Source organism: Streptomyces sp. NBC_01716, from assembly GCF_036248275.1.
Taxonomy (GTDB): Bacteria; Actinomycetota; Actinomycetes; order Streptomycetales; family Streptomycetaceae; genus Streptomyces.
This window is the reverse complement of the sequence record NZ_CP109181.1, coordinates 1,148,769-1,170,446: the sequence shown is the minus strand read 5'-3', so window position 1 is coordinate 1,170,446 and position 21,678 is coordinate 1,148,769. Positions and strand designations below refer to the sequence as shown.

Annotated in this window: 18 protein-coding genes; 13 read left to right on the top strand and 5 right to left on the bottom strand. The window is 68.9% G+C overall.

Annotated features, from left to right (window positions below; translation table 11 throughout):
• Nucleotides 1–5 precede the first annotated feature (5 nt).
• Together OIE74_RS05055 and OIE74_RS05050 are read left to right on the top strand one after the other, a co-directional pair.
• The gene (locus OIE74_RS05055) at nt 6–1,382 is read left to right on the top strand and encodes an NtaA/DmoA family FMN-dependent monooxygenase (protein ID WP_329378833.1); all 1,377 of its coding nucleotides are present in this window, start codon (nt 6–8) and stop codon (nt 1,380–1,382) included.
• 81 nt (nt 1,383–1,463) lie between these two features.
• On the top strand, nt 1,464–2,600 hold the full coding sequence (locus tag OIE74_RS05050) for an LLM class flavin-dependent oxidoreductase (RefSeq protein ID WP_329378831.1): 1,137 nt from the start codon (nt 1,464–1,466) through the stop codon (nt 2,598–2,600).
• 37 nt (nt 2,601–2,637) lie between these two features.
• Here OIE74_RS05050 and OIE74_RS05045 read toward each other — a convergent pair whose 3' ends face one another.
• Nucleotides 2,638–3,552 carry an alpha/beta hydrolase gene (locus OIE74_RS05045; RefSeq protein WP_329378828.1) on the bottom strand — a complete coding sequence of 305 codons (915 nt, stop codon included), beginning with the start codon at nt 3,550–3,552 and terminating at the stop codon, nt 2,638–2,640.
• A 114-nt stretch (nt 3,553–3,666) separates the two neighbouring features.
• Here OIE74_RS05045 and OIE74_RS05040 point away from each other — a divergent pair, with 114 nt between their 5' ends.
• The gene (locus tag OIE74_RS05040; RefSeq protein ID WP_329378826.1) at nt 3,667–4,071 is read left to right on the top strand and encodes a MarR family winged helix-turn-helix transcriptional regulator; all 405 of its coding nucleotides are present in this window, start codon (nt 3,667–3,669) and stop codon (nt 4,069–4,071) included.
• A gap of 380 nt (nt 4,072–4,451) precedes the next feature.
• On the opposite strand, the gene OIE74_RS05035 is transcribed toward OIE74_RS05040, so the two are convergent.
• A complete protein-coding gene (locus OIE74_RS05035) occupies nt 4,452–6,821 on the bottom strand; it encodes a glycosyl hydrolase family 95 catalytic domain-containing protein (protein ID WP_329378824.1) in 2,370 nt (789 codons plus the stop codon).
• A gap of 421 nt (nt 6,822–7,242) precedes the next feature.
• Here OIE74_RS05035 and OIE74_RS05030 point away from each other — a divergent pair, with 421 nt between their 5' ends.
• From OIE74_RS05030 to OIE74_RS05000, 7 genes are all read left to right on the top strand, one after another.
• Nucleotides 7,243–8,394, top strand: a complete 1,152-nt coding sequence (locus OIE74_RS05030; protein WP_329378823.1) for an acyl-CoA dehydrogenase family protein — start codon at nt 7,243–7,245, stop codon at nt 8,392–8,394.
• 3 nt (nt 8,395–8,397) lie between these two features.
• Complete coding sequence (locus OIE74_RS05025; protein WP_329378821.1) at nt 8,398–9,480, top strand: acyl-CoA dehydrogenase family protein; 1,083 nt, start codon at nt 8,398–8,400, stop codon at nt 9,478–9,480.
• Between the two features lie 104 nt (nt 9,481–9,584).
• Nucleotides 9,585–10,577, top strand: a complete 993-nt coding sequence (locus OIE74_RS05020) for an NADP-dependent oxidoreductase (protein ID WP_329378819.1) — start codon at nt 9,585–9,587, stop codon at nt 10,575–10,577.
• Nucleotides 10,574–11,821 (top strand): cytochrome P450, encoded by a 1,248-nt coding sequence (locus OIE74_RS05015; RefSeq protein ID WP_329378817.1) that lies wholly within the window; start codon nt 10,574–10,576, stop codon nt 11,819–11,821. The genes OIE74_RS05020 and OIE74_RS05015 overlap by 4 nt, the downstream gene beginning before the upstream one ends.
• Before the next feature lie 60 nt (nt 11,822–11,881).
• On the top strand, nt 11,882–12,739 hold the full coding sequence (locus OIE74_RS05010) for an SDR family NAD(P)-dependent oxidoreductase (protein WP_329378815.1): 858 nt from the start codon (nt 11,882–11,884) through the stop codon (nt 12,737–12,739).
• On the top strand, nt 12,736–13,980 hold the full coding sequence (locus tag OIE74_RS05005) for a cytochrome P450 (RefSeq protein ID WP_329378813.1): 1,245 nt from the start codon (nt 12,736–12,738) through the stop codon (nt 13,978–13,980). The genes OIE74_RS05010 and OIE74_RS05005 overlap by 4 nt, the downstream gene beginning before the upstream one ends.
• Nucleotides 13,981–14,003: 23 nt before the next feature.
• Nucleotides 14,004–15,368, top strand: a complete 1,365-nt coding sequence (locus OIE74_RS05000; RefSeq protein WP_329378811.1) for an MFS transporter — start codon at nt 14,004–14,006, stop codon at nt 15,366–15,368.
• A 45-nt stretch (nt 15,369–15,413) separates the two neighbouring features.
• On the opposite strand, the gene OIE74_RS04995 is transcribed toward OIE74_RS05000, so the two are convergent.
• Genes OIE74_RS04995 through OIE74_RS04985 form a run of 3 tightly spaced genes read right to left on the bottom strand, consistent with a single transcriptional unit; the run spans nt 15,414 to nt 17,868 of the window.
• Complete coding sequence (locus OIE74_RS04995) at nt 15,414–16,193, bottom strand: hypothetical protein (RefSeq protein ID WP_329378809.1); 780 nt, start codon at nt 16,191–16,193, stop codon at nt 15,414–15,416.
• On the bottom strand, nt 16,190–17,362 hold the full coding sequence (locus tag OIE74_RS04990; RefSeq protein WP_329378807.1) for a CoA transferase: 1,173 nt from the start codon (nt 17,360–17,362) through the stop codon (nt 16,190–16,192). Before OIE74_RS04990 ends, OIE74_RS04995 begins: the two co-directional genes overlap by 4 nt.
• A complete protein-coding gene (locus OIE74_RS04985) occupies nt 17,359–17,868 on the bottom strand; it encodes a VOC family protein (RefSeq protein ID WP_329378805.1) in 510 nt (169 codons plus the stop codon). The genes OIE74_RS04990 and OIE74_RS04985 overlap by 4 nt, the downstream gene beginning before the upstream one ends.
• Nucleotides 17,869–18,059: 191 nt before the next feature.
• On the opposite strand from OIE74_RS04985, the gene OIE74_RS04980 reads away from it, so the two are divergent.
• Genes OIE74_RS04980 through OIE74_RS04970 form a run of 3 tightly spaced genes read left to right on the top strand, consistent with a single transcriptional unit; the run spans nt 18,060 to nt 21,558 of the window.
• A complete protein-coding gene (locus tag OIE74_RS04980) occupies nt 18,060–18,923 on the top strand; it encodes a branched-chain amino acid ABC transporter permease (protein WP_329378803.1) in 864 nt (287 codons plus the stop codon).
• Nucleotides 18,920–20,839 carry a branched-chain amino acid ABC transporter ATP-binding protein/permease gene (locus OIE74_RS04975; protein WP_329378801.1) on the top strand — a complete coding sequence of 640 codons (1,920 nt, stop codon included), beginning with the start codon at nt 18,920–18,922 and terminating at the stop codon, nt 20,837–20,839. The genes OIE74_RS04980 and OIE74_RS04975 overlap by 4 nt, the downstream gene beginning before the upstream one ends.
• Complete coding sequence (locus OIE74_RS04970) at nt 20,836–21,558, top strand: ABC transporter ATP-binding protein (protein WP_329378799.1); 723 nt, start codon at nt 20,836–20,838, stop codon at nt 21,556–21,558. Before OIE74_RS04975 ends, OIE74_RS04970 begins: the two co-directional genes overlap by 4 nt.
• The last annotated feature ends 120 nt before the right edge of the window (nt 21,559–21,678 follow it).

Genomic DNA, 21,678 nt, shown 5'->3' with positions numbered 1-21,678 from the left:
CCGACATGACCAGCAAGCCGCTGAAGCAAATCCATCTGGCCGCGCACTTCCCCGGTGTCAACAACACCACCGTGTGGAGCGACCCGAAGGCCGGCAGCCATATCGAGTTCAGCTCCTTCGTCCACTTCGCACAGACCGCCGAACGCGCCAAGTTCGACTTCCTGTTCCTCGCCGAGGGCCTCAGGCTGCGCGAACAGGGCGGGAACATCTACGACTTGGACGTTGTCGGCCGCCCCGACACCTTCACCGTCCTCGCCGCCCTGGCCGCCGTCACCGAGCGTCTCGGCCTGACCGGCACCATCAACTCCACCTTCAACGAGCCCTACGAGGTGGCCCGCCAGTTCGCCGGCCTCGACCACCTCTCCGGCGGCCGTTCCGCCTGGAACGTCGTCACCTCCTGGGACGCCTTCACCGGCGAGAACTTCCGGCGCGGCGGGTTCCTGCCGCAGGAGGAGCGCTACTCCCGCGCCAAGGAGTTCCTGGCCACGGCGAACGAGCTCTTCGACTCCTGGCACGGCGACGAGATCGTCGCCGACCGGACGACAGGTGTCTTCCTGCGGGACGCGAAAGCCGGCTCCTTCGTCCACACGGGTCAACACTTCGACATCCACGGCCAGTTCAACGTGCCCCGCTCCCCGCAAGGACGCCCTGTCATCTTCCAGGCCGGCGACTCCGAGGACGGCCGCGAGTTCGCCGCTTCGAGCGCGGACGCCGTCTTCAGCCAGTACGCCTCGCTCAAGGAGGGCCAGGCGTTCTACACGGACGTCAAGAACCGCCTCGCCAGATACGGCCGTTCCCACCGCGATCTGCTGATCCTGCCCGCCGCCACCTTCGTGCTCGGCGACACCGATGCCGAGGCGGAGGAACTGGCCAGGGAGGTGCGCCGGCAGCAGGTCAGCGGTGCCACCGCCATCAAGCACCTGGAATTCGTCTGGAACCGGGACCTGTCGGCGTACGACCCGGAAGGACCGCTGCCCGGCATCGACCCGGACGCCGGCGGCGACCACATCTCCAAGGGCCGAGCCCAGGTGCGCATGTACCGCGACCCGCTGGCCACCGCGCGCGAATGGCGCGAGCTGGCGGCCGCCAACAACTGGTCCATCCGCGACCTGGTCATCCACACCGGCAACCGGCAGACCTTCGTCGGCTCCCCGGAGACCGTCGCCAGGACCATCAACGACTTCGTCCAGGCGGATGTGTCCGACGGCTTCATCCTCGTCCCGCACATCACCCCCGGCGGACTCGACCCCTTCGCCGACAAGGTCGTGCCGCTGCTGCAGGAGCAGGGCGTCTTCCGTACCGAGTACGAGGGCACGACCCTGCGCGACCACCTCGGCCTCGCGCACCCGGACGACGTCCGGGGCGAGCGGGCGGCGTCGTGAAGCTCATCGCCATCACCCTGATCGCGGTCGGCGCGGGCACGGCCGGCGTCCACGTCGCCCAGACCTCCCAGGAGTCCACCCGTGTCTGACATCTCCCTCGGCGTCCTCGACCTGGTCCCGATCCCGTCCGGCTCGACGGCAGCCGATGCCCTGCGCAACTCCATCGACCTCGCACAGCGGGCCGAGCGCTTCGGATATGCCCGCTACTGGTTCGCCGAGCACCACCTCAACCCCGGCGTGGCCGGCACGTCACCCGCCGTCGTCCTGGCCCTGACCGCATCCGCCACCTCCACGATCCGGCTCGGCTCCGGAGCCGTGCAGCTCGGGCACCGTACGGCGCTGTCCACCGTGGAGGAGTTCGGCCTGCTCGACGCGCTGCACCCGGGCCGATTCGATCTGGGCCTGGGCCGCTCGGGCGGCCGCCCGCCGGGACAGCCGGCCGCACCGTTGCCGACGGCGACCCCGGTCGTCGACGGCCGCACCCCGAACGGCCTGTTGATCCCGCCCCGCTTCTCCTTCGAGCATCTGCTCGGCTCACCCCGCATCGCGCTGCAGCGCAGGCTGCTCCTGCTGCCGGGCGCCGAGTCACAGGACTACGCCGAGCAGATCGGCGACATCCTCGCCCTGCTGGCCGGCACCTACCGCTCCCCGGAGGGCGTCGAGGCACACGTCGTGCCGGGGGAGGGCGCCGACGTGGAGGTGTGGATCCTGGGCAGCAGCGGTGGTCAGAGCGCCGAGGTGGCGGGCGCCAGGGGCCTGCGGTTCGCGGCGAACTACCACGTCGGCCCGGCCACGGTCCTGGAGGCTGTGGACGGCTACCGGTCCTTCTTCCAGCCCTCCGAGTTCCTCCACAAGCCGTACATCAGCGTCTCGGCGGACGTCGTCGTCGCCGAGGACGACGCCACCGCCCGCGAACTCGCCACCGGCTACGGCCTGTGGGTGCGCAGCATCCGTACCGCCGAGGGCGCCATAGAGTTCCCCACACCGGAGGAAGCGCGTGCCCACACGTGGACCGACGAGGACCGGGCCCTCGTCCAGGACCGCATCGACACACAGTTCGTCGGCTCACCGGGGCGGGTGGCCGACCAGCTGGAACAATTGCAGGAGGCCACGGGCGCGGACGAGTTGCTCATCACGACGATCACTCACGCCCACACGGACCGGGTCCGCTCGTACGAACTGCTCGCGGAGGAATGGCGCCGACGGGGTCACTCCTGACTGTTGTCGGCACCAGGTGGGCACCGGGTCGGATGATTCAGAGGTTGTTCAAGTAGAAGGTGGCGAGCCGGTCGACGGCGGCGTCGACGTACTCGGGCTCGTCGTACATCTCGTAGTGGCCGGCGCCGTCGATCACCATGAGGTCGACCGGATTGGGGGCCAGCTTCCACAACTCCATGCCGGACTCGTAGGAGCCGGTGTTGCCGATGCGTCCGGCGAGGATGACCTGGAGCGGTTGGGTCATGAGCTGGTCGACCAGGTGATACGCGTCATAGCCCAGCAGCAGCGAGTCGCCGCGTGAGAGGCGGCGGTTCGTGGAGTGTTCGTTCCTGCCCCGCTCGGTGCGGTAGTAGGTGAGTGCCTGGGTCGTGTCGATATCGGTCAGCCCGGCCGCTGTGGCCTCTTCCAAGGTGTCGGGCAGCCAGTTCGCGCGGGTCAGTTCGCCGGAGCGGGTCTCTTCGGTGCGCGCGGCGGCCATGGTGTCGAGTGCGGCCGCCGCGCCATCGGGCTGGAAGCCGCGGAACGACGTGCCCATGTTGCCTGGGACGACCGTGCCGACCGCCTTGATGCGATGGTCCGTGCGGGCGGTGTGCACCGCGTAGCCTCCGCCGGCGCAGATGCCGAGGACGCCGATGCGTTCCGGGGCGATGCCGGGGACCGTACTGAGCGCGTCGATCGCGTAGGAGATGTCCTCGCCGCGGCGGTAGGGGTCTTCGAGGTCGCGAGGCTCTCCGCCACTCTGACCTTGATGGGCGGGGTCGAACACGAGCGCGGCGACGCCGCGCGCGGCGAGACGGGACGCGTAGTTCGCGCCGATCTGCTCCTTCACGCTGCTGCCGGGCGTGGAGAGCACCACGGCGCGCAGTGGCGCCGCGTCGTCGGTGCTGTCGGGCAGGTGGAGATCGGCCGAGAGATCGATCGGTCCGCGCGGGATCGTGATGTGCTGAAGCATCTGATGACACCTTTCGCGAATGTATTTGTTCCATGGCTGCCCAGTACGAAACACCGCTGATACAGTTTGGAACTACTTCAGAACTGTACCACCTGGACGGATGGAGGGGCTTGCGTGGCGGTTGACGGGGCGCAGTTGTGGACGCTGAACCAGCGTCTGCTGAGCGTCGTAATGGATGCCTGCAGCGGTGAACTGGCCGAGCTCGGGCTGGAGACGAAGGAGTTCTTCGTGCTGGCCGAGGTGGCCGCGTCGCCGTATCCCGCCGAACTCGCGGCGGCGCTGATGATCCCTAAGGCGAGCGTGACGGTCTACGTCCGCAACCTCGTCGCGAAGGGGTTCATGCGGCGTGAGATCGACGACGAGGACCTGCGGCGGCACCGGCTCTTTCTGACCGCCGAGGGCGAGGCGGCGCGGGACCGCGCGCTCTCAGCGCTCGCGGCGGAGTTCGACCGCAGGCTGGCGCGGGTTACCCCGCAGGACCGCACGGATCTGCGGCGCATCCTTCTGGAGATGCTCTAGGTCCTGTCCGGCGGATCTTCGCGGGCCCGGAACGCCGCAGTGACATCAGCCGCTGCCGCGGCGGGCGGCACCTCGCCGCGTTGCCGAAGTGCCCACAGGAAACCACCCTGTGGGCACTTCGGCGCCTTGCGATGCACCGCACCAGACGCCCCGGTCTTATCCGCGAAGATCCACCGGACAGGACCTAGTAGCCATCGCGGTGACGGGCGTAGTTCGTCTGAAGCCGCCCCGCGCAGGTGCTCACCATCCGGCGGCCCTCGGCGTGGAGGCGCCCCACATGACACGGACCGTCCGCTCCACCCACCGCATGTGGAGCGGACGGCCGGGAAGCGGTGCGACGAACGGCGGACGGACCCCTGGCCCGACCGGTCCATGTCGGCTCAGGAGATGCGCACCTTGATGGATTCGCCGGGCTTCAGGGTGATCCGCTTGCGGAAGGCGCCGGCCCGCAGCTCGGTCGTGCGGCCGCCGACGCTGCGGACGGTCGCCGTCGTCGCCTTGCCGTCGCGCCAGGACAGGTCCACCTCGAAGCCGCCGCGAGCCCCGACGCCGCTCACCGAACCCTTGGCGGCCCACGCACGGGGGAGAGCCGGCAGCAACTCGATCACGTCCGGCCGGGAGTAGAGGATCATCTCCAGAGCGGCGGCGGCGCCGCCCAGGTTCGCGTCGATCTGGAAGATCGTGTAACTGCCCTGGCTGTACATGTCGAACCAGTTGGCCGACGTGCCGTTCCCGTTGTTCATCGACGGTCGCAGAATCGTCAGGTAGAGCTGGTACGCCTTCTCCGCCTCCTTCAGGCGTGACCAGCACAACGACCGCCACGCGCACGCCCAGCCGTAGCTGTCCATGCCGCGTGCGGTGAGCAGTTCGCGGACACCGTCGAGGAGTTTCGCGGGGCTGGTGTCCGCGGCGATCCTGTCGCCGGGGTAGAAACCGATCAGCGGGGAGAGATGACGGTGCGTGGTCTCACCGAGGTTCTCCGGGCTCATCCACTCCTCCAGCCAGCCGGTCTTCGGGCTGACCCGGGGCAGATAGAGCCTGGCCTGCATCGCGGCGAGTTCGGCCGCCAGTTCCTCGTCCCGGCCCAGCACCGCCGCTGCCGTACCGAACTCCTCGAAGAGCTCCCACACCAGCTCCTGCCCGTAGGTGTTGCCCTTGCCGTCCGGGCCGTGCTCCGGTGACCACGCGGTGTCGTCGATCAGCACCTCACGCTTGGTCCCGTCCGGATCGGTGACCGTCTCGGTGATCAGCCGGGCCCGCCAGAATTCCGCCGCGCCCTTGAGGACGGGGTAGATCAGCTTGAGATAGTCCCGGTCCTGGCTGTACTCGTAGTGGCGCCAGAGCGAATTGCAGAGCCAGGCGTTGCCGGACGGGTGCCAGACCCAGCCGCTGCCCCCGTGAATGTTGGTGGAGAACGCCACCGCCCAACCGGCGATGTCCCCGGTGCTGTTACGGAATCTGTTCTTCTCGTTGTTGTAGAGCCGCTTGGTGACATCGGTCCACACGGGAAGTTGGGACACGCAGTACTCGGCGAGGGCGAGGGAGTTCTCGCCCAGTCCGGCGGGGTCGGCCAGCCAGTAGTTCATCTGGACGTTGATGTCGGTGTGGTAATCGGCGTACCAGTCCGGCTTGTTGTTGTGCACCCAGATGCCCTGGAGGTTCATTGGGAGCCAGTCGCGGGATCCGGTGATCGTGAGGTAGCGGCCGTACTGGACGTACGTGGCCTCAAGCTCGGGGTCCGGCGTCGACCGGTCGGTGTGCCGCACCGCGACGCGCGACCACGAGTCCAGCGAGCGCTGGACCTGCGACGACTCGCCCAGGTCAATGCTGAACCGGTTGTACAGGCGCTGGTAGTCGGCCACATGGGTGTCCAGCAACGTGCCACCGGAGACCTTCGCGGCGGCGGCCACCTTGGCGCGGGCAACGGTGAGGGGAGCGGTGGCCGCATCGCGGAAGTTCTTCGCGGCGTCGGGGAAGTAGTCGGTGCCTCCACAGACCACGATCAGCAGTTCACGGCAGCCGGCGAAGGTGATTCTGTCGTTCTCCACGCGGACCCGGCCGGTGGCACTGACCGCTGTCACGGCCGCGGCGTAGCGAAGGTCGTTGCCCAGCGTCCCGCTGAACGACAACCCGCCCTTGTCCCCGGACGTGGTCTCCTCGTGCGTGCCGGACAGGGAGATCGTGCCGGTGTGGGGGCCGTCACCGGTGAGCCGGACGACGATCACATCGTCCGGGTGGCTGGCGTAGATCTCGCGGCGATACCGGACGCCGCGGTGTCGATAGCGCGCCGACACCACGCCGTTGCTCAGGTCGAGTTGGCGGCGGTAGTCGCTCACCGCCTCGCCCGAGTGGCCGGGCAGTGCGACACGGAGCTTGGCCAGCAGCCCGAAGCTTCCGAAGTCATCGGCGCCGTAGGGGAGTTGGCCGTCGTCGGTCAGCTTGTCGTTACGGCCGCCGGTCCAGAAGGCGCCGTCGGTGAGGTAGAGGTAGTCGTCCACCGGATCGCACCCGGCCAGCGCGCCGAGCCGGCCATTGCCGACGGGCAGGGCCTCTTGCATGATGCTCGCCTCAACTGCGGGCGTGGTGTACCAGATTGCCGTGGCCTTGCTCTCCGGTACGAGGTCCACGCCGGAGGGGCGAACGGGGGCGGCATGGGCCGCGAATGGGCGGAGTCCACCGGCGAGGGCGAGACCGCCGCCCGCGGCTGTTCCGGTGATGCGGAGAAAATCGCGACGAGACGAAGCGGGCACAGTTGGGTCCCTTCCAACGGGCTTCACGCAGAGTGTCGTCGGCAACTATTCATAAAATACGAGGAACGCGTCAAGGGTTAGGACGTCCAAGCATCCGATCTATACGGTCCGCTCGATTCCCTTGAGCCCTATTTATTCGCATCCATGGCGTCTGATCGCTCGAAATGATCTCGCTCCACCTCATGAGATCGGATGATTCCTCTCGTTGGGGGCGGTCAGGGAAGTCCCCGGCTTGAGGGCGGCCTGTGGTGGTGGGTGGAGGGTCGGTGGCCGTCGCCGACGGGGCGGGGGTGCGGGCGGGCCCGGAGATGTTCTTGACACGACTCGTGAGCCATGCAACGGTGAGGGTGTTATTTAGCGATGTTAAGTGAATCTCCGGGGGTGCTGCCCCCGTCCTCGGCGAACGCCTCGAAGGAGCGGCATGAAACTGAGGTTGTCACCTGAGGACGCGGCCTTCCGTGCCGAACTGCGGGAGTTCTTCACCACCCAGGTGCCGCGGCACATCCGGGACACGGTGGCGGCCCGCGAGGACCTCACCAAGGAGCAGATGGTCGAGTCCATGCGAACGCTCGACGCCGCCGGGATCGCCGTGCCCAACTGGCCGGTCGAATGGGGCGGCAAGGACTGGACTCCGCTCCAGCGGCACATCTGGCACGAGGAGATGCGGGCGGCCTGCGTCCCGCCGCCGATCACGTTCAACGCCTCCATGGTCGGCCCCGTCATCGCCGCGTTCGGCTCCCAGCAGGTCAAGGAGCGCTTTCTGCCCGCCACGCGGAACGCCGGGATCTGGTGGTCGCAGGGATTCTCCGAGCCCGACGCCGGATCGGACCTGGCCGCTCTGCGCACCTCGGCCGTGCGCGACGGCGACCACTACGTCGTCAACGGCCAGAAGACCTGGACCTCCTATGCCCAGTACGGCGACTGGATCTTCACCCTGGTACGCACCGATCCGGACGCTCCCCGCAAGCAGGCCGGTATCTCCTTCCTCCTCATCGACATGACGACGCCGGGTGTCACCGTCCGGCCGATCCGGCTCATCGACGGCGGGAGCCTTGTCAACGAGGTCTTCTTCCAGGACGTCCGGGTGCCTGCCGACAACCTCGTCGGTCAGGAGAACCACGGATGGCACTACGCCAAGTTCCTCCTCGGCAACGAGCGCGCGGGGATCGCGGGTGTGGGCGGAACCAAGTGGCTGCTGGCGGAGGCCAAGACGTGGGCCGGGGACCGGCTGCGCGAGGATCCGCTTCTGGCGGCGGACTTCGCACGGCTGGAGAACGACCTGCTGGCGATCGAGCTCACCTCGATCCGGGTCGCCGCCGAGTCCTCGGACGGCAAGGCCCAGCCCGCCTCCTCCGTCCTCAAGCTCGCGGGATCCGAGTTGCAGCAGGCGGTCACCGAGCTCGTGCTCAACCTCGCGGGCGAGCAAGGACTTTCCAGTGACCCGGCCGCGGGGGCGCCGGCGTGGACGCGCCCGGCGGCACCCTCGTACCTCCATCTGCGGGCCGCCAGCATCTACGGCGGCTCCAACGAGGTGCAACGACAGATCATCGCCGGCACGATCCTGGGGCTCTGAGACATGGACTTCGACCACACCGACGAGCAGCGCGCCCTCCGGGACGCCGTACGTGGTCTGCTGAGCAAGACCTACGCCACGATCGACGGCCGCCGCGAGGCCACGGCCGGGGACCCGGGCTTCGACGAGGGCATGTGGTCCCGGCTGGCCGAGATGGGAGTCCTCGGTCTGCCGTTCCCGGAGGAGGCCGGCGGTATGGGCGCAGGACCCGTCGAGGTCGGGCTGGTGGCGGAGGAGATGGGGCGCGTGCTGGCCCCCGAGCCCTTCGTCGAGGCCGTCGTACTCTGCGGCGGACTCCTCGCGCGGGCCGGCGCCGATGTCTCCGGGATCGCGGAGGGCGTTGTCCTGCCGGCGTACGTGGGTGGTCCGGGGGTCGCCGCCCGGTGCGACGGTGACCGCTGGGTGCTGGACGGCAGCGTCTCGCCGGTGCTCAATGGAGCGAGGGCGGACCTGCTCGTGGTGGTCGCCGAGGCCGGCGGAACACCGGCGCTTTTCACGACGGCCCAGGGCGAGCGGACCTCGTTCAGCACTTACGACGGGGGGCGCGCCGCCCGGGTGACCTTCGACGGAACCGCCGCGGAGCCCCTCGGTGACCCGACGGCCGACGCGACCGGCACGATCGAGTACGCGCGAGCGCGTGCGCGGGTGGCCTACGCGCATGAGGCGCTCGGCGCCATGGAGCGCGCGCTGGAGATGACCCGCGACCATCTGCGCGACCGCCACCAGTTCGGGAAGCCGCTGAGCGCGTTCCAGAACCTCGCCTTCCGCGCCTCCGACATGTATGTCTCCCTCGAACTCGCACGCAGCACCGTGCTCTGGGCGTCGATGGTGCTCGCGGACGGCGACGAGGCCGAAGGCATCGAGGCCGCGTCGCGGGCCAAGCTCCGGGCAGCCGAGTCCGGCCGTCATATCGGCCAGGAGGCGATCCAGTTGCACGGTGGGATCGGCCTGACGATGGAGTACCAGGTCGGCCATTACGCGATGCGGCTCACCACCATCGAGCACCTTCTGGGCGATCGGCGCCACCACCTCGCACGTCTGGCGGCGGCCGTCGGCGGCCACCGCACCGTGGACCCTCTCCGGTAGGGCGCCTCCGCCCTCGGCGGCCGGCTCTCGTGAGCTGTCCAGGGAGGGACGGCGGCAGATTCGATTAACCATGCTGATTTATCGTTGGATGTGAAGGGGACCCCATGGCGGCGTCGGCCACCACATACGAAGCCCGGCTCACCCATGACGGCGCGGATCCGATCACCGCCGGTTCGTTCGAGGTGGTCGAGCGGCGGTTGCCGGGCGCGGCGGACGGCGAGATCGTCGTCGACGTTCGGTACGCCTCCCTGGATCCTTCGCAGCGGATCCGTCTCCGGTCGGAGAGCTCCGGCTTCGTCCCGCCCGCGGGCATCGTCGGCACCGTGGTGGAGTCCCGCGCTGACGGATTCGCCGTGGGCGACACCGTGATCGCGCCGGGCGCCTGGGCCACGAAGGTGTGCGTCCCGGCCACCGCTGCCGAGCGGTACGACGCTCCGGACGGCGTGGCCCTTCATCACGCCGTCGGTCTGCTCGGACTGACCGGCCTGACGGCCTACTTCGGCGTGACGCGGGTGCTCCGCCCGCGTACGGGCGAGAAGATCGTGGTCACGGGCGCCTTCGGCGGGGTGGGCCAGGTCGCCGCACAGCTCATCGCAGCGAGCGGCGCCGATGTCATCGGCCTCGTGGGTGGCCCGGAGAAGGTGGACGGCCTTGACCGACTCGGCATCCCCGCTGTCGACCACCGTCGCGAGGACTGGCAGGCCGAGATCGACCGCCTGGCGCCCGACGGTCTGCACGCGGTCTTCGACAATGTGTGGGGCGAGGCTTCCGCACGGCTCGTCGAGCGGCTTCGACCGCTCGGCCGCGTCGCCCTGTGCGGGCAGATGTCCGGCATCGGCGCTGCGGTGATCCCGCCGCTGCCCCTGGACAACTGGTTCCGGCTGGTGACCCGTTCGCTGACCGTCCAGGGTTTCCGGGCCGCCGACTTCGCCGCGGAGAACGCCGACGCGCGCCGTGCGCTCGCGGACATGATCGCGTCGGGAGCGCTCGACCAGGAGATTCACCTGGCATCCGGCTGGGCCGCCGCGGGTTCGGCATTCGCCGATCTGCTCACCGGTCGCGTCGTCGGCAAGCTCGTAGTGGAGGTGCAGGCATGAACGCTCTGCGGGATGACGTGACCGCGCTGCTGGCCGGAGACGGCGAGAGGCTCGCGGATCCCTATCCCATCTGGAACCGGCTCCGCGACGAGATCCCCGTGTGGAAGAAGGGGGATGTGGTGATTCTGAGCCGGCACGAGCAGGTGCGGGAGCTGCTGGGGGACAACAACATTCTCTACAGCCGTCAGGGGACGAAGACCTCCGCCCGCTACGAGCGTGCGACGCGGGAGTTCAGCCCTCATGGGGGTGCCGCCTTCGGCCGTGTTCTCGACCAGGAGTTCCATCAGCTGGTACGGATGGATCCGCCGGACCACCCACGTGTGCGCAAGGCCGTCCAGCCGCCGTTCTCGGCGCGCAGCCTGGCTCGCGAGATGCAGAGCAAGGTGACCGAACGGGTCGACCGTAATCTGGCCTCACTCGCGGCGGGCGGCGGTGAGGCCGACTTCAAGAAGTTCGCCTACTCACTCCCTCTCCAGGTTCTCGGTGATCTCCTGGGTATCCCGATCGACGACCTCGACATGGTCCACTCATGGGCCCAGAAGATCGCTGAGAACAAGTTCAACGCAGACTCCGAAAGGGCGGCGATCGAGGCCGACGAGGCCTATCGGCAGCTGATGGCCTATATCGACGTGCTCGTCGCGCGCCAGCGGGCGAGCGGCTCCGAGACGGGCCTCGTGGCCGCGCTCCTGGATTCGGAGAAGAGCGGCGCGGTCTCCCACGAGGAGGCGATGGCCATGGTGGCACTGATGATCTTCGCCGGTCACGAGACGACCAGCAATCTGCTGGCCATCGGCCTTCTTGAGCTGCTGCGCCACCCGGATCAGTGGGACAGGCTCGTCGCGGAACCGGAGCGGGTCCCGGCCGCGGTCGAGGAACTGCTCCGATTCGTCACGCCGGCGCACTTCCTTCCGTACGTCGCGAAGGAGAGCCGGGAGATCGACAGCGTGCCGGTCGAGGCCGGTGACACGGTCATCGGTGTTCTCGCCGCGGCCAACCGGGACCCCGCCGTCTTCGGGCGCGCGGACGAGCTGGACATCGAGCGCCCGGACAGTCGCGCGCATGTCTCGCTCGGCCTCGGACCGCACTTCTGTCTGGGGGCCGGTCTGGCGCGAATGGAGGCGACGGCGCTGTTCGGCGCCGTCGTACGCGGGTTTCCCGGCGCGAGACTGGTCGAGGCCGACCTCCGCTGGGGCGGCCGTTCGCTGCGGACTCCCCTCGCCATGCCGATCCGGCTCATGGGCTGAGCATGTCCCTTGACGGTGGGGGGCCTCACTTCTATCGTGTTATTTCACATAGCTAAATGAATGAATCTGGAGGTTCCGGTGCGATACGTCATCACGGGTGCGGGCAGTGGGATCGGGCACGCGGTGGCGACGCTGGCCGCGCGGGCGGCCGGGAGTGACGGAGCCGGGCAGGTGCGGCTGGCACTGCTGGACCGCGACGCCGATTCCATCCGGTCGCTCGCCTCGGAGCTACGGGGGACAGGGGCCGACTGCCTGCCAGTGGCCGTCGACCTGAGCGATCCGCCGGCGGTCGGCGAGGCGGTGGAAGAAGCCGTCTCGGCCTTCGGCGGTCTCGACGCTCTCGTGAGCAACGCCGGGATCAGTTCCGTCGGCGCGATCGAGGATCTCAGCCTCGACGCCTATCAGCGGACGTTCGACGTCAACACCCGGGCGACCTTCCTGCTGGCGCGGGCGGCCTTCCCGGCGCTGCGTGACTCGCGCGGTTCCATCGTCGCCACGGCCTCGATCTCCGCCACCCATCCGACCCCGCCCCTGGGGATGTACAGCGCCAGCAAGGCGGCTCTCCGGGTGATGATCCAGCAGATGGCGGTCGAATGGGGCCGCTACGGGATCCGTGCCAACTGCGTCTCGCCAGGCCCGACGGACACCGGCCTCACCCGCGGGTCCTTCGGCGACCCGGAGGACGCCGCCGCGAAGGCGAACCGGCGCTACCGCGAAGCGGTCTCGCCCATGCGGAAGATCGGACGCGCCGAGGACATCGCCCAGGCGGTGGTCTTTCTCGCCGGTCCGCGCGCCGGGCACATCACCGGCGTCGATCTGCCCGTCGACGGCGGCCTCTCGCTGACCGTCATGCCCCTCACCGGGGGCACCCCTGGATACCGACTGGACGAGATCGCGCAGGAGGCGACGTCGCGATGACCAACACCGCAGCTCAGACGCTACCCGGATTCCTCTCGCCGGAGGTCGCGGCCGATCCCGACGCCTTCTACCGCCGGCTGCGGGCCGAGGACCCGGTGCACTGGGACGACGGCTACCAGGGCTATCTGATCAGCAAGCACGCCGACGTCGGATCCGCCTACCGCAACCCGCTGTTCTCCACCCAGAACTACGAGGTCAGCCTGCAGCCCGTGTTCGGCCGCTCGATGCTTCAGATGGACGGCGCGGAACACAGCCGCAAGAAGGCTCTGGTCACCCCGTACTTCCGTGGCAAGGGCCTCCAGAAGTGGGCGCCGGTCATCGCGCGCAATGTCGCGACGATCCTGGACCGCTCCGTCGCGTCGGCGTCCGAGCACATCACGCGTGGCTTCCGGCCGGGCGACACCGTCGACCTCCTGGCCGACTTCGGCTACTACCTCCCGGTCTATGTGATCACCGACATGCTCGGGCTGCCGCACAGCGACTACGACCGGTTCTTCGACTGGTACAGCCGTCACGTCGCCTTCCTCGGCAATCTCGCCCGCGACCCGGAGATCGACGAACGCGGTCGCCGGGCGACCAGGGAACTGTGGGAGTACCTCGCCCCCGTGGTCGAAGACCGTCGTTCGAACCTCGGTGACGACCTCATCTCCGGGCTGATCACCGCCGAGATCGACGGCGAGCGCCTGGCGGACCTTGAGATCCTCACCCATGTCACGCAGTTGCTCAACGCCGGTTCGGAGACCACGGGCAAGGCTCTGGCCAGCATGCTGGCGTATCTCCTGCGGGAGCGCGAGCTGTTCGAGGAGGTGCGGGACGATCGCTCCCAGCTCATTCCCGCGATCAGTGAGACCCTCCGGATCAGCCCGCCCTCCCAGATGAACGGCCGCAAGATTACCCAGGATGTCGAGATCCAGGGCAGGCGGCTGCCCGCCGGCTCCCTGGTGATGCTGCTCATGGCATCGGCGAACCGTGACGAGGAGCGGTTCGCCGACCCGGACACCTTCGACTTCCACCGCGGTGACCTCGACCACGCGAAGACCTTCACGGCGGCCGGTGACACGTTCGCCTTCGGTTCCGGGCGGCACTTCTGCCTGGGCGCGATGCTGGCGAAATCGGAGCTGGAGATGGCATCGAACGTGCTGCTCGACCGGTTCCCCGACATGCGTCTGGCCGACGGGTTCGAGCCCGAGTGGGCAGGCTTGAAGATGCGGTCGGTGGACAGGCTGACGGTGACCCTCTGAGCGATCGGGTACCGGCGCCGGGGATGCGCGGCCGGGCCCTGTCGGCACTCCTGGTCAGCACTGCCCTGGTCTCGGCGGCGGTCGTCACCCTCGGCGCGCCGCTGGTACCGCAGGTCCAGCAGACCTTCGGTGTCGGCACCGAGGCATCCCAGTGGTCGTACACCATCACCCTGCTCGTCGGCGCCACACTGACGCCGCTGCTCGGCCGGCTCGCGGACGGGCGCCGGCGCAGGCCCGCGATGATCGTTGTCTGCGCCCTCGTCACCCTTGGCTGCGCGATCTCCGCCGTCGGGACAGGGTTCGGGGTCTTCCTGACCGGACGTGCGCTCCAGGGCGTCGCGGTGGCCCTGGTGGCGATGACCATCGCATGTGCCCGAGATCTGTTCACCGGTCCGGCGATGACGCGGCTGGTCGCGCTCCTGTCGATCACGACGGCGCTCGGCGCCGGGGCGGCGTACCCGCTCACGACGTACGTGGCGGAGCATTTCGGTCCGCGGGCGGCCTACGGCGGTGCCACCTCGCTCGCGCTGCTCGTCACCCTCGCGGTGGCCGGCGGCCTGCCGGCGGTGGTGCCGGTGGACGGCAAGCCGCGACTGGACGTGCCCGGCGCGATCGTTCTGATCGCCGCCACGGTGTGCGCGCTGCTGGCCATCAGCCAAGGCAACTCGTGGGGCTGGTCGAGCGCCGGAGTGCTGGTTCTCGGGGGAGTCGCCCTCGTCCTCCTGCTCCTGTGGGTCCGGCTCGAACTCCGCGCGGCACATCCGTTGGTGGAGCTGAGGCTGTTCGCCCGGCGCGATGTGCTCGCGGCACACCTCACCGGCCTGCTCATGGGAGTGAGCCTGTACAGCACCCCGGTCCTCATCACCCGTGTCGGTCTCGCCCCCCGAAGCAGCCAGTTCGGCGTGGGGCTCAGCCTCAGCGCGATCGGTGTGGTGATGGTCCCGATCGCGATCTGCAACTACCTGAGCAGCAGGACCGCGACGGCGATGGCGAGAATGTGGGGCCGGCGGATCGCGCTGGCGGCCGGGGGTGTCGCGGGCGCGCTCGGGCCGCTGATGCTGATCGGGGTCGATGGGCGCCTGTCGCTGCTGCTGGCATCGGTCGTCCTGACGTCCTGCGGCGCGGGGGCGACGTTCGGCACGCTGCCCGGACTCATCGTCGATTCGGTCGAGCCGGGGGAGACAGGCAGTGCCACGAGCGTCAACATCCTCCTGCGGGCCGTCGGCGGGGCGGTGGGCAGTGCGGTCACCGCGGCCCTGATCGGTGCGACCGCCGGCCCGGCGGGAGAGGCGACGACGACCGGGCTTACCTGGGCCGCGCTCGCCTGTTCCGCCACGTGCGCGGCCTCGGTCGTCGTCAGCTGCTGTGTACCGAGCCGGGCGTCGTGAGCCGGACGGGACGTTGACGACACGGCTCAGGACCCTTCTCCCGGATCAGGCCCCGCGGTCGAACCAGTCCCACTCCCAGGGGCGGATCGACAGCAGCGGAGTGCTGAGCAGGACGTGCTCGGCGTCGCCGGGCGCGCTGGAGCGCCCGATCCAGTCCGGCCGCTCATTCTCGATGAGAGAGCTCGTCTCCAGGACGTCGCCGTCGAGATACAGGATCCGAACCGTCAGGTCCCTGTCGGCGCCCGGGGCCGGCGACCCGAGTCCACCGGCCCCCTCGGCGAACCGGTACGTCGCCGCACCCGCGACCCCCGGAAGCGTCAGTACCGCCGGGATCAACTCCCGGTCGAGGGCCTCGAAGTGGGAGGCGCCGGCGGGTACGGAGGGGGAGGCCGTTCTGGACAGCGTGAGGTGGATGCCGCGATGCGGTCTGTGCGGCAGTGCCGCCGCCGCGACGAGTACGCGGGCAGCCGCGTACTCCTTGACCGGGTGGAAGAAGCCGGCCGGTCGTCGCTCCGTCCAGGCCAGTTCGGGACGCCGCCCCCACCAGAGCGCTCTCTGATTGAGCTCGGTCCAGTCCCGCAGCGCCGGCTCCAGCGGGGAACGGAAGCCGTAGGCGACGGCGTACTGGACCGGCTCGTACGCGATGTCACCCACATGACCGGCCGCCGCGCACCGAGGGGTGCGGACCCAGCGGTCCCCCCAGGCGACGCCGGGAAGCAGCTTGTTCTCCGGCAGATGGTCGAGCTGGTGCCATGCGTTGTACTCGGCGTGCCGGGTCGCGTCACGAAGGTGCGTGAAGGTGAGGAAAAGCCGCTCCGTACTCATGCCTGCCGGCCCTCCGTCCGCAACCACTCGCTGACGACCGTGTCGTTGTCGGCGCCGAGTCGAGGCGCTGGGCCGGGCCTGTCCGGCCCCCAGCCGGCTGATCGAGCGACCGGACCCGGAACCGGAAAGGACCCCACACCTGGCTGATCCACCTGATGGAAGAGGTCATTGGCGCTCACGAGCGGATCGTTCACGAACTCGCCGACGGTCCGGTAGTCGCCCCACAGGACGTGGCCGGCGTCGAGTGCCGCGACGGCTTCGGCGTGGGTGTGCGCGGAGAACCAGGGGGCGAGGATCGCCGAGATCAGGTCCCGGTGCTCGTATCGCGCCGCTTCCTCGCCGAAGTCCACGCCGAGCGTCAGCTGAAGGCTCTCCAGAACGGTACGTGTCCCCGTCAGCCCGACGAGCTTGTTCCAGTGACGAGCTGTCAGGGCGACCACCATGACCCTCCGGCCGTCACCGGTCGCGAAGTCGCAACCGTAGCTGCCGTAGAGGTAGTTGCCGTCGCGGAGCCGTCCTGCCCCGTTCACCACCGCGTCGGCGACGAAGCCCAGGTGCGCCATGGTCGCGGCGGCGACGTCCGCGAGGTTGACCTCGACGAGCCGGCCTCGGCCTGTGGCGACGCGCTCGGAGTGCGCCGCGACCAGAGCCAGGGCGACGTGCAGGCCGGCGAGCAGGTCCCAGGCCGGCAGGACATGGTTGACCGGGAGCGAGCTGTCCGTCGGTCCGGTCAGCCACGGCAGGCCCACCTCCGAGTTGATCGTGTAGTCGACGGCCGGACGCCCGTCGCGGCGGCCCCTGACGTGGGCGACGATGACGTCGGGTCTGACCCGCCTGAGTTCCTCGTAGTCGAGCCACGACTGTCCGACCGCGTTGGTGACCAGCAGACCGTGGCCGCTCCCGGGGGCGGCCAGGAGCGAGCGGACCACATCGCGTCCCGACTCCGACCTCAGATCCACCTCGACCGAGCGCTTGCCCTTGTTCAGTCCGGCCCAGTACAGGCTGGTGCCGTCCGCGGCGCGCGGGAGCCGCCGGGTGTCCGTCGCCCCGCCGGCGGGATCCACCCGTACGACGTCCGCGCCGAGTTGGGCGAGCGTCATCGTCGCCGACGGGCCGGCGACGTACGTCGACAGGTCGAGGACGTGAAGGCCGGCCAGCGGCCCGCTCATGCGAACGGGGAGAGGTACGGGATGTTCTTGGCCGCGGCCGCGTCGGCGATCCAGCCGTCGATCTGTTCGGCAACCTCGTGCGAGACGAGCTCGATCCACATGCCGGGCGACTCGGGGTTGTAGTGGAAGGTGGCGCGGCCGATACCGCCGTCCTCGTCGACGCCGTTCAACTCGCGCCGGTATCCCTTGGCTTCGAGCATCGCCGCCGCGGCGCGCAGGTCGTCGGTGTAGTAGCCGAGATGGTGGACCCGCCGTCCGCCCGTCACATTGAGATAGGGAGCCGGGTCGATCTGCTCCAGCAGTTCGATGAAGTGCGGGCCCTGGAGCGAGTAGGTGAACCGGACCTCACGCCCGACGATGCCGTCCGGGCATTCCAGCGGCACCGTGGAGGTCAACGGCGGCGCCCAGTCGAGGCGCAGGGCATCGCCCATGGCCGCCATCGCGTTGTCGAGGCTGTCCGCGATGATGCCGGTGTGGTAGAGGCGAAGCAGCGGCTCGGTGGTCATACGAGGGCCCTCTCTGTGATCGGGTGACGAACGCTACACCACGCTAAGTAAATCTGGCAGTGTCGGCGTCGGCCGATGCGGAAGGTTCCCCCAAACCCTTGACACGGGTGACGCGCGACCTCAGTCTCACATCAGTTAGCCACGTGAAAGATTCTGGTTCCGGCCGATCCCGAAGCACAAGGGAGTGCGTAATGATCTCGCTGGTCGTGACCGGCCTGTCCCAGGCAGCGGTGCTGATTCCGCTGGTCCTGGCGGTCAGTCTGGTGTTCCGCGTGAGCGGAGTCGTCAACTTCGGCGCGGGGAACTTCTGTGTCTTCGCCGGCGCGGCGTGCGCCTCGTGGGGAGCGGGCAGCGGCGCGGCCGGCGTCCTTCTCACGATCATGGCCGGCGGCGTTCTGGGCGCTCTCTGCTACGCCATCGCGATCGTTCCCGCGCAGCGGAAAGGGGCGCCGGTCATCGGCCTCACCCTCGCCACGCTCGGCTTCGGCCTGCTCCTCAGCTTCCTGACCCGGACATGGTTCGGAGGGGAGCCCTCGATCGTGCAGCCCTGGATCCACGGGTCGGTCTCGATCGGCGGCTACGAAACGTCCAGGCAGCGGCTGTTGGTCATCGGCCTGTCGCTCCTGCTCCTGCTCGTGATGTGGTTCCTGTTCGACAGAACGCTCATCGGGCACAACCTCTCCGCCGTCTCCTTCGACCATGAGCTGGCGCAGGTCTACGGCGTCCGCACGGTGCGGTTCGAACTGCTCGCCTGGGTCGTCTCGGGCGTCTGCCTGGTCATCGGGGGCATGTTCCAGGCCTCTCTCGGCAGCGTCTCGGTCGACGTAGCGCCGACCCTCCTCGTCCTGACTCTCGTCGGCGCCGTCATCGGCGGCCTCGGGAGTCTCTTCGGCGCGGTGGGCGGTGCCGTCGTGGCGGGCTTCGTGATGACGTTCACCGACCAGCACATCGCCGCCAGTTACCACTTGACCTCACTCTTCGTGATCCTGTCCCTGGTGCTGCTCGTGCGGCCGACAGGGCTGTTCACCTTCCGCGGAACGGCTGAGCGCGTATGAGCATCATCGGATTGGACAAGGCCGCTCGCCCCGAGGTGACCGGCGCCCCGCGGAAGGCCGGCGGACCCCGCCGCGCACTGACCTCGGCCTGGGCCAAACACGTGGCCGGGCCACTGGTACTGGTGGTCATCGGGCTGGTCGCCAGTGGCAACGACTACTACGTCCATCTGGCGTCCGCCGGGGTCATCGCCTACATCCTCACGGCGGCGTTCAACATCGTCTACGGCTACGCGGGCATCTTCAACCTCTCGATCGTCATCACCTACGGCGCCGGCGCGTTCACGAGCGTCTACCTCGAGGTCCAGTTCGGACTGCCCTTCTGGCCGGCCCTGTTGATCTCCGTCGCGGTCACCACCGCGTTGTCCGTTCTGGTGGCCGTACCGACGAGGGGCCTCAACGAACTGTTCCTCGCCATCCAGACGCTCGCGTTCGCGCTCGCCCTCGCCGAGATCATGGTGAACTGGGAGAAGTTCAGCGGCGGCACGATCGGCATCTACGCCGTTCCGCTGCCCACGCTCTTCGGTTACGAGTTCACCGGCGGCCTCCTGCCGTACTACTGGCTCGCCGCCTTCTTCGCCTGGCTCACCTACGAGTTGGTCCTGCGCATCCACCACTCGGCGATGCGGCGCAAGCTGACCGCGCTGCGCGAGGGACCCCGAGTCCTCGCCGCGGTGGGCGTCTCGCCCGACTCGACCCGGCTCGTCGCCTTCGCGCTCTCAGGTGCGCTCGCCGGGCTGGCCGGCGTCCTCTTCGCGCACTTCCAGCTGGTGATCGACCTCGATACCTTCAGCTTCACGCGCTTGGTCGCTCTGCTGCTCGCCGCGATCCTCGGTGGCGGCGGCTACTTCCTCGGTCCTGTCTTCGGTGTCGTCGCCATCCTGGTGATGGACGAGCTCTCGCTGGCCACCAGCCAAGCGCAGGACCTGGTCTACGGCGTGGGCATTCTGGTGCTCGTCGTCATCGCCAGCGGAGGTATCGCCGGCTGGCTGGACAGCCTCATGAAGTGGATCGTCCGGCGAAGGGGACCGGACCCGGCGGGGACCGCCGACGCCCTGGAGCCGGCGGATCCGGGCGGTGGCGGCACCGGTGACGGCGGTGGTGACGCGACCGGGACCGTGACGCGCTACCTCGCGGACTCCGTCAAGGCCGTACACCGGGACCTGCGGGTCGAAGTGCGCGGTGTGTCGGTCGCCTTCGGCGGCAACACGGCGGTCGACGACGTCTCGATCTCCTTCGCCACCGGTGAGGTCATCGGGCTCATAGGCCCCAACGGTGCCGGCAAGACCACGCTCCTCAACGCGATCACCGGGGACGTCCGGGCGACGGGCTCCGTCCGCCTCGGCGACGACGAGATCCTCGGCGTACCACCGCAGAATCTCGTGCGGTCCGGGATCGGCCGGACATTCCAGAGCCCGAAGGTGATCCCCGAACTGACCCTGCTGGAGAACGTCATGCTCGCCGGAGACGGCATCGGAAAGGTCGGGTGGTTCCGTCAGTCGTTGCTGAGCCCGGCCGCCCGCAGGCAAGCGCTCGCCGGCCGTGAACGGGCGATGACACTGCTCACCGGCCTCGCCCTGGCCGACCGCGCGCAGAGCCTGGCCGGAGACCAGCCGTACGGCGTGCTCCGGCTGGTCGAGATCGCCCGGAACCTGATGCTCGACCCGGCGTTCCTGCTGCTCGACGAGCCGGGTGCCGGACTGACCGAGTTCGAACGCGCGGAAATCGCCGCGACCGTTCGCGCGCTCGGTGCCCGCGACCTCGGTGTGGTCCTGGTCGACCACAACCTGCCTCTCATCACCAGCGCGTGTGACCGCGTCTACGTCCTGGACCACGGCCAGGTCATCGCCGAAGGCCCGCCCAAAGAGGTTTTCGCGCAACAAGAGGTCATCTCAGCCTACTTGGGGGTTCCCGGATGAACGCGCCGCTTCTCGACGTACGCGATCTGAGGGTCGGTTACGGCGACCACCGGACCGTCCTTCATGATGTGTCCTTCACTCTTGACGAGGGCGAACTGCTCGGCCTGGTCGGGATGAACGGCGCGGGGAAGACGACCCTGATGCGGGCCCTCAGTGGAGGACTCAGGCCGAGGTCGGGAGAGGTCCTGTTCCGGGGCGAGCGCGTGAACGGGTTGTCGACCGCCGCCGCCGTCCGCAAGGGGATCGTGATCCTCCCCGAAGGGCATCGCGTACTGCGCCCGCTCACGGTCGAGGAGAACCTCCAGATCTCCGCGATGCGGCTGAGCCGGCGTGCCGTGCGACGCCGGCTCGCGGAAGTGCAGGACCTGGTGTACGAGCTGTTCCCGATTCTGGCCGAACGGCGCACACAGCTCGCCGGCCTGCTGTCCGGCGGAGAGCAGCAGATGCTCTCACTGGCCCGCGCGATCACGCAGCGGCCCAGACTCCTGCTCCTTGACGAGCCGTCACTGGGTCTCGCACCCGTGGTGGTCGAGAAGATCTACTCGTCCCTGCGGTCGCTCCGGGCCGAGGGCATCTCGATGCTGGTCGTCGAGCAGAACAGCGATCGCCTGGCGAGAGCCGCCGAGCGGATGATCGTGCTCCGCGACGGACGGATCGCCGCCACCGGGACACCGGCCACGCTCCAGGGGGCCGAGCTCAACACCGCCTACTTCGGCTAGCCCGGTCCGCCCGGAAGCCCCTGGTCACCCGCGGAGGTGACCGCGGCCGAGGGCATCGGGAACCGGTCCGGTACTTGCCCGGCGGTCAGACATGTAGAATACTTTGCGTAGCTAAATAAA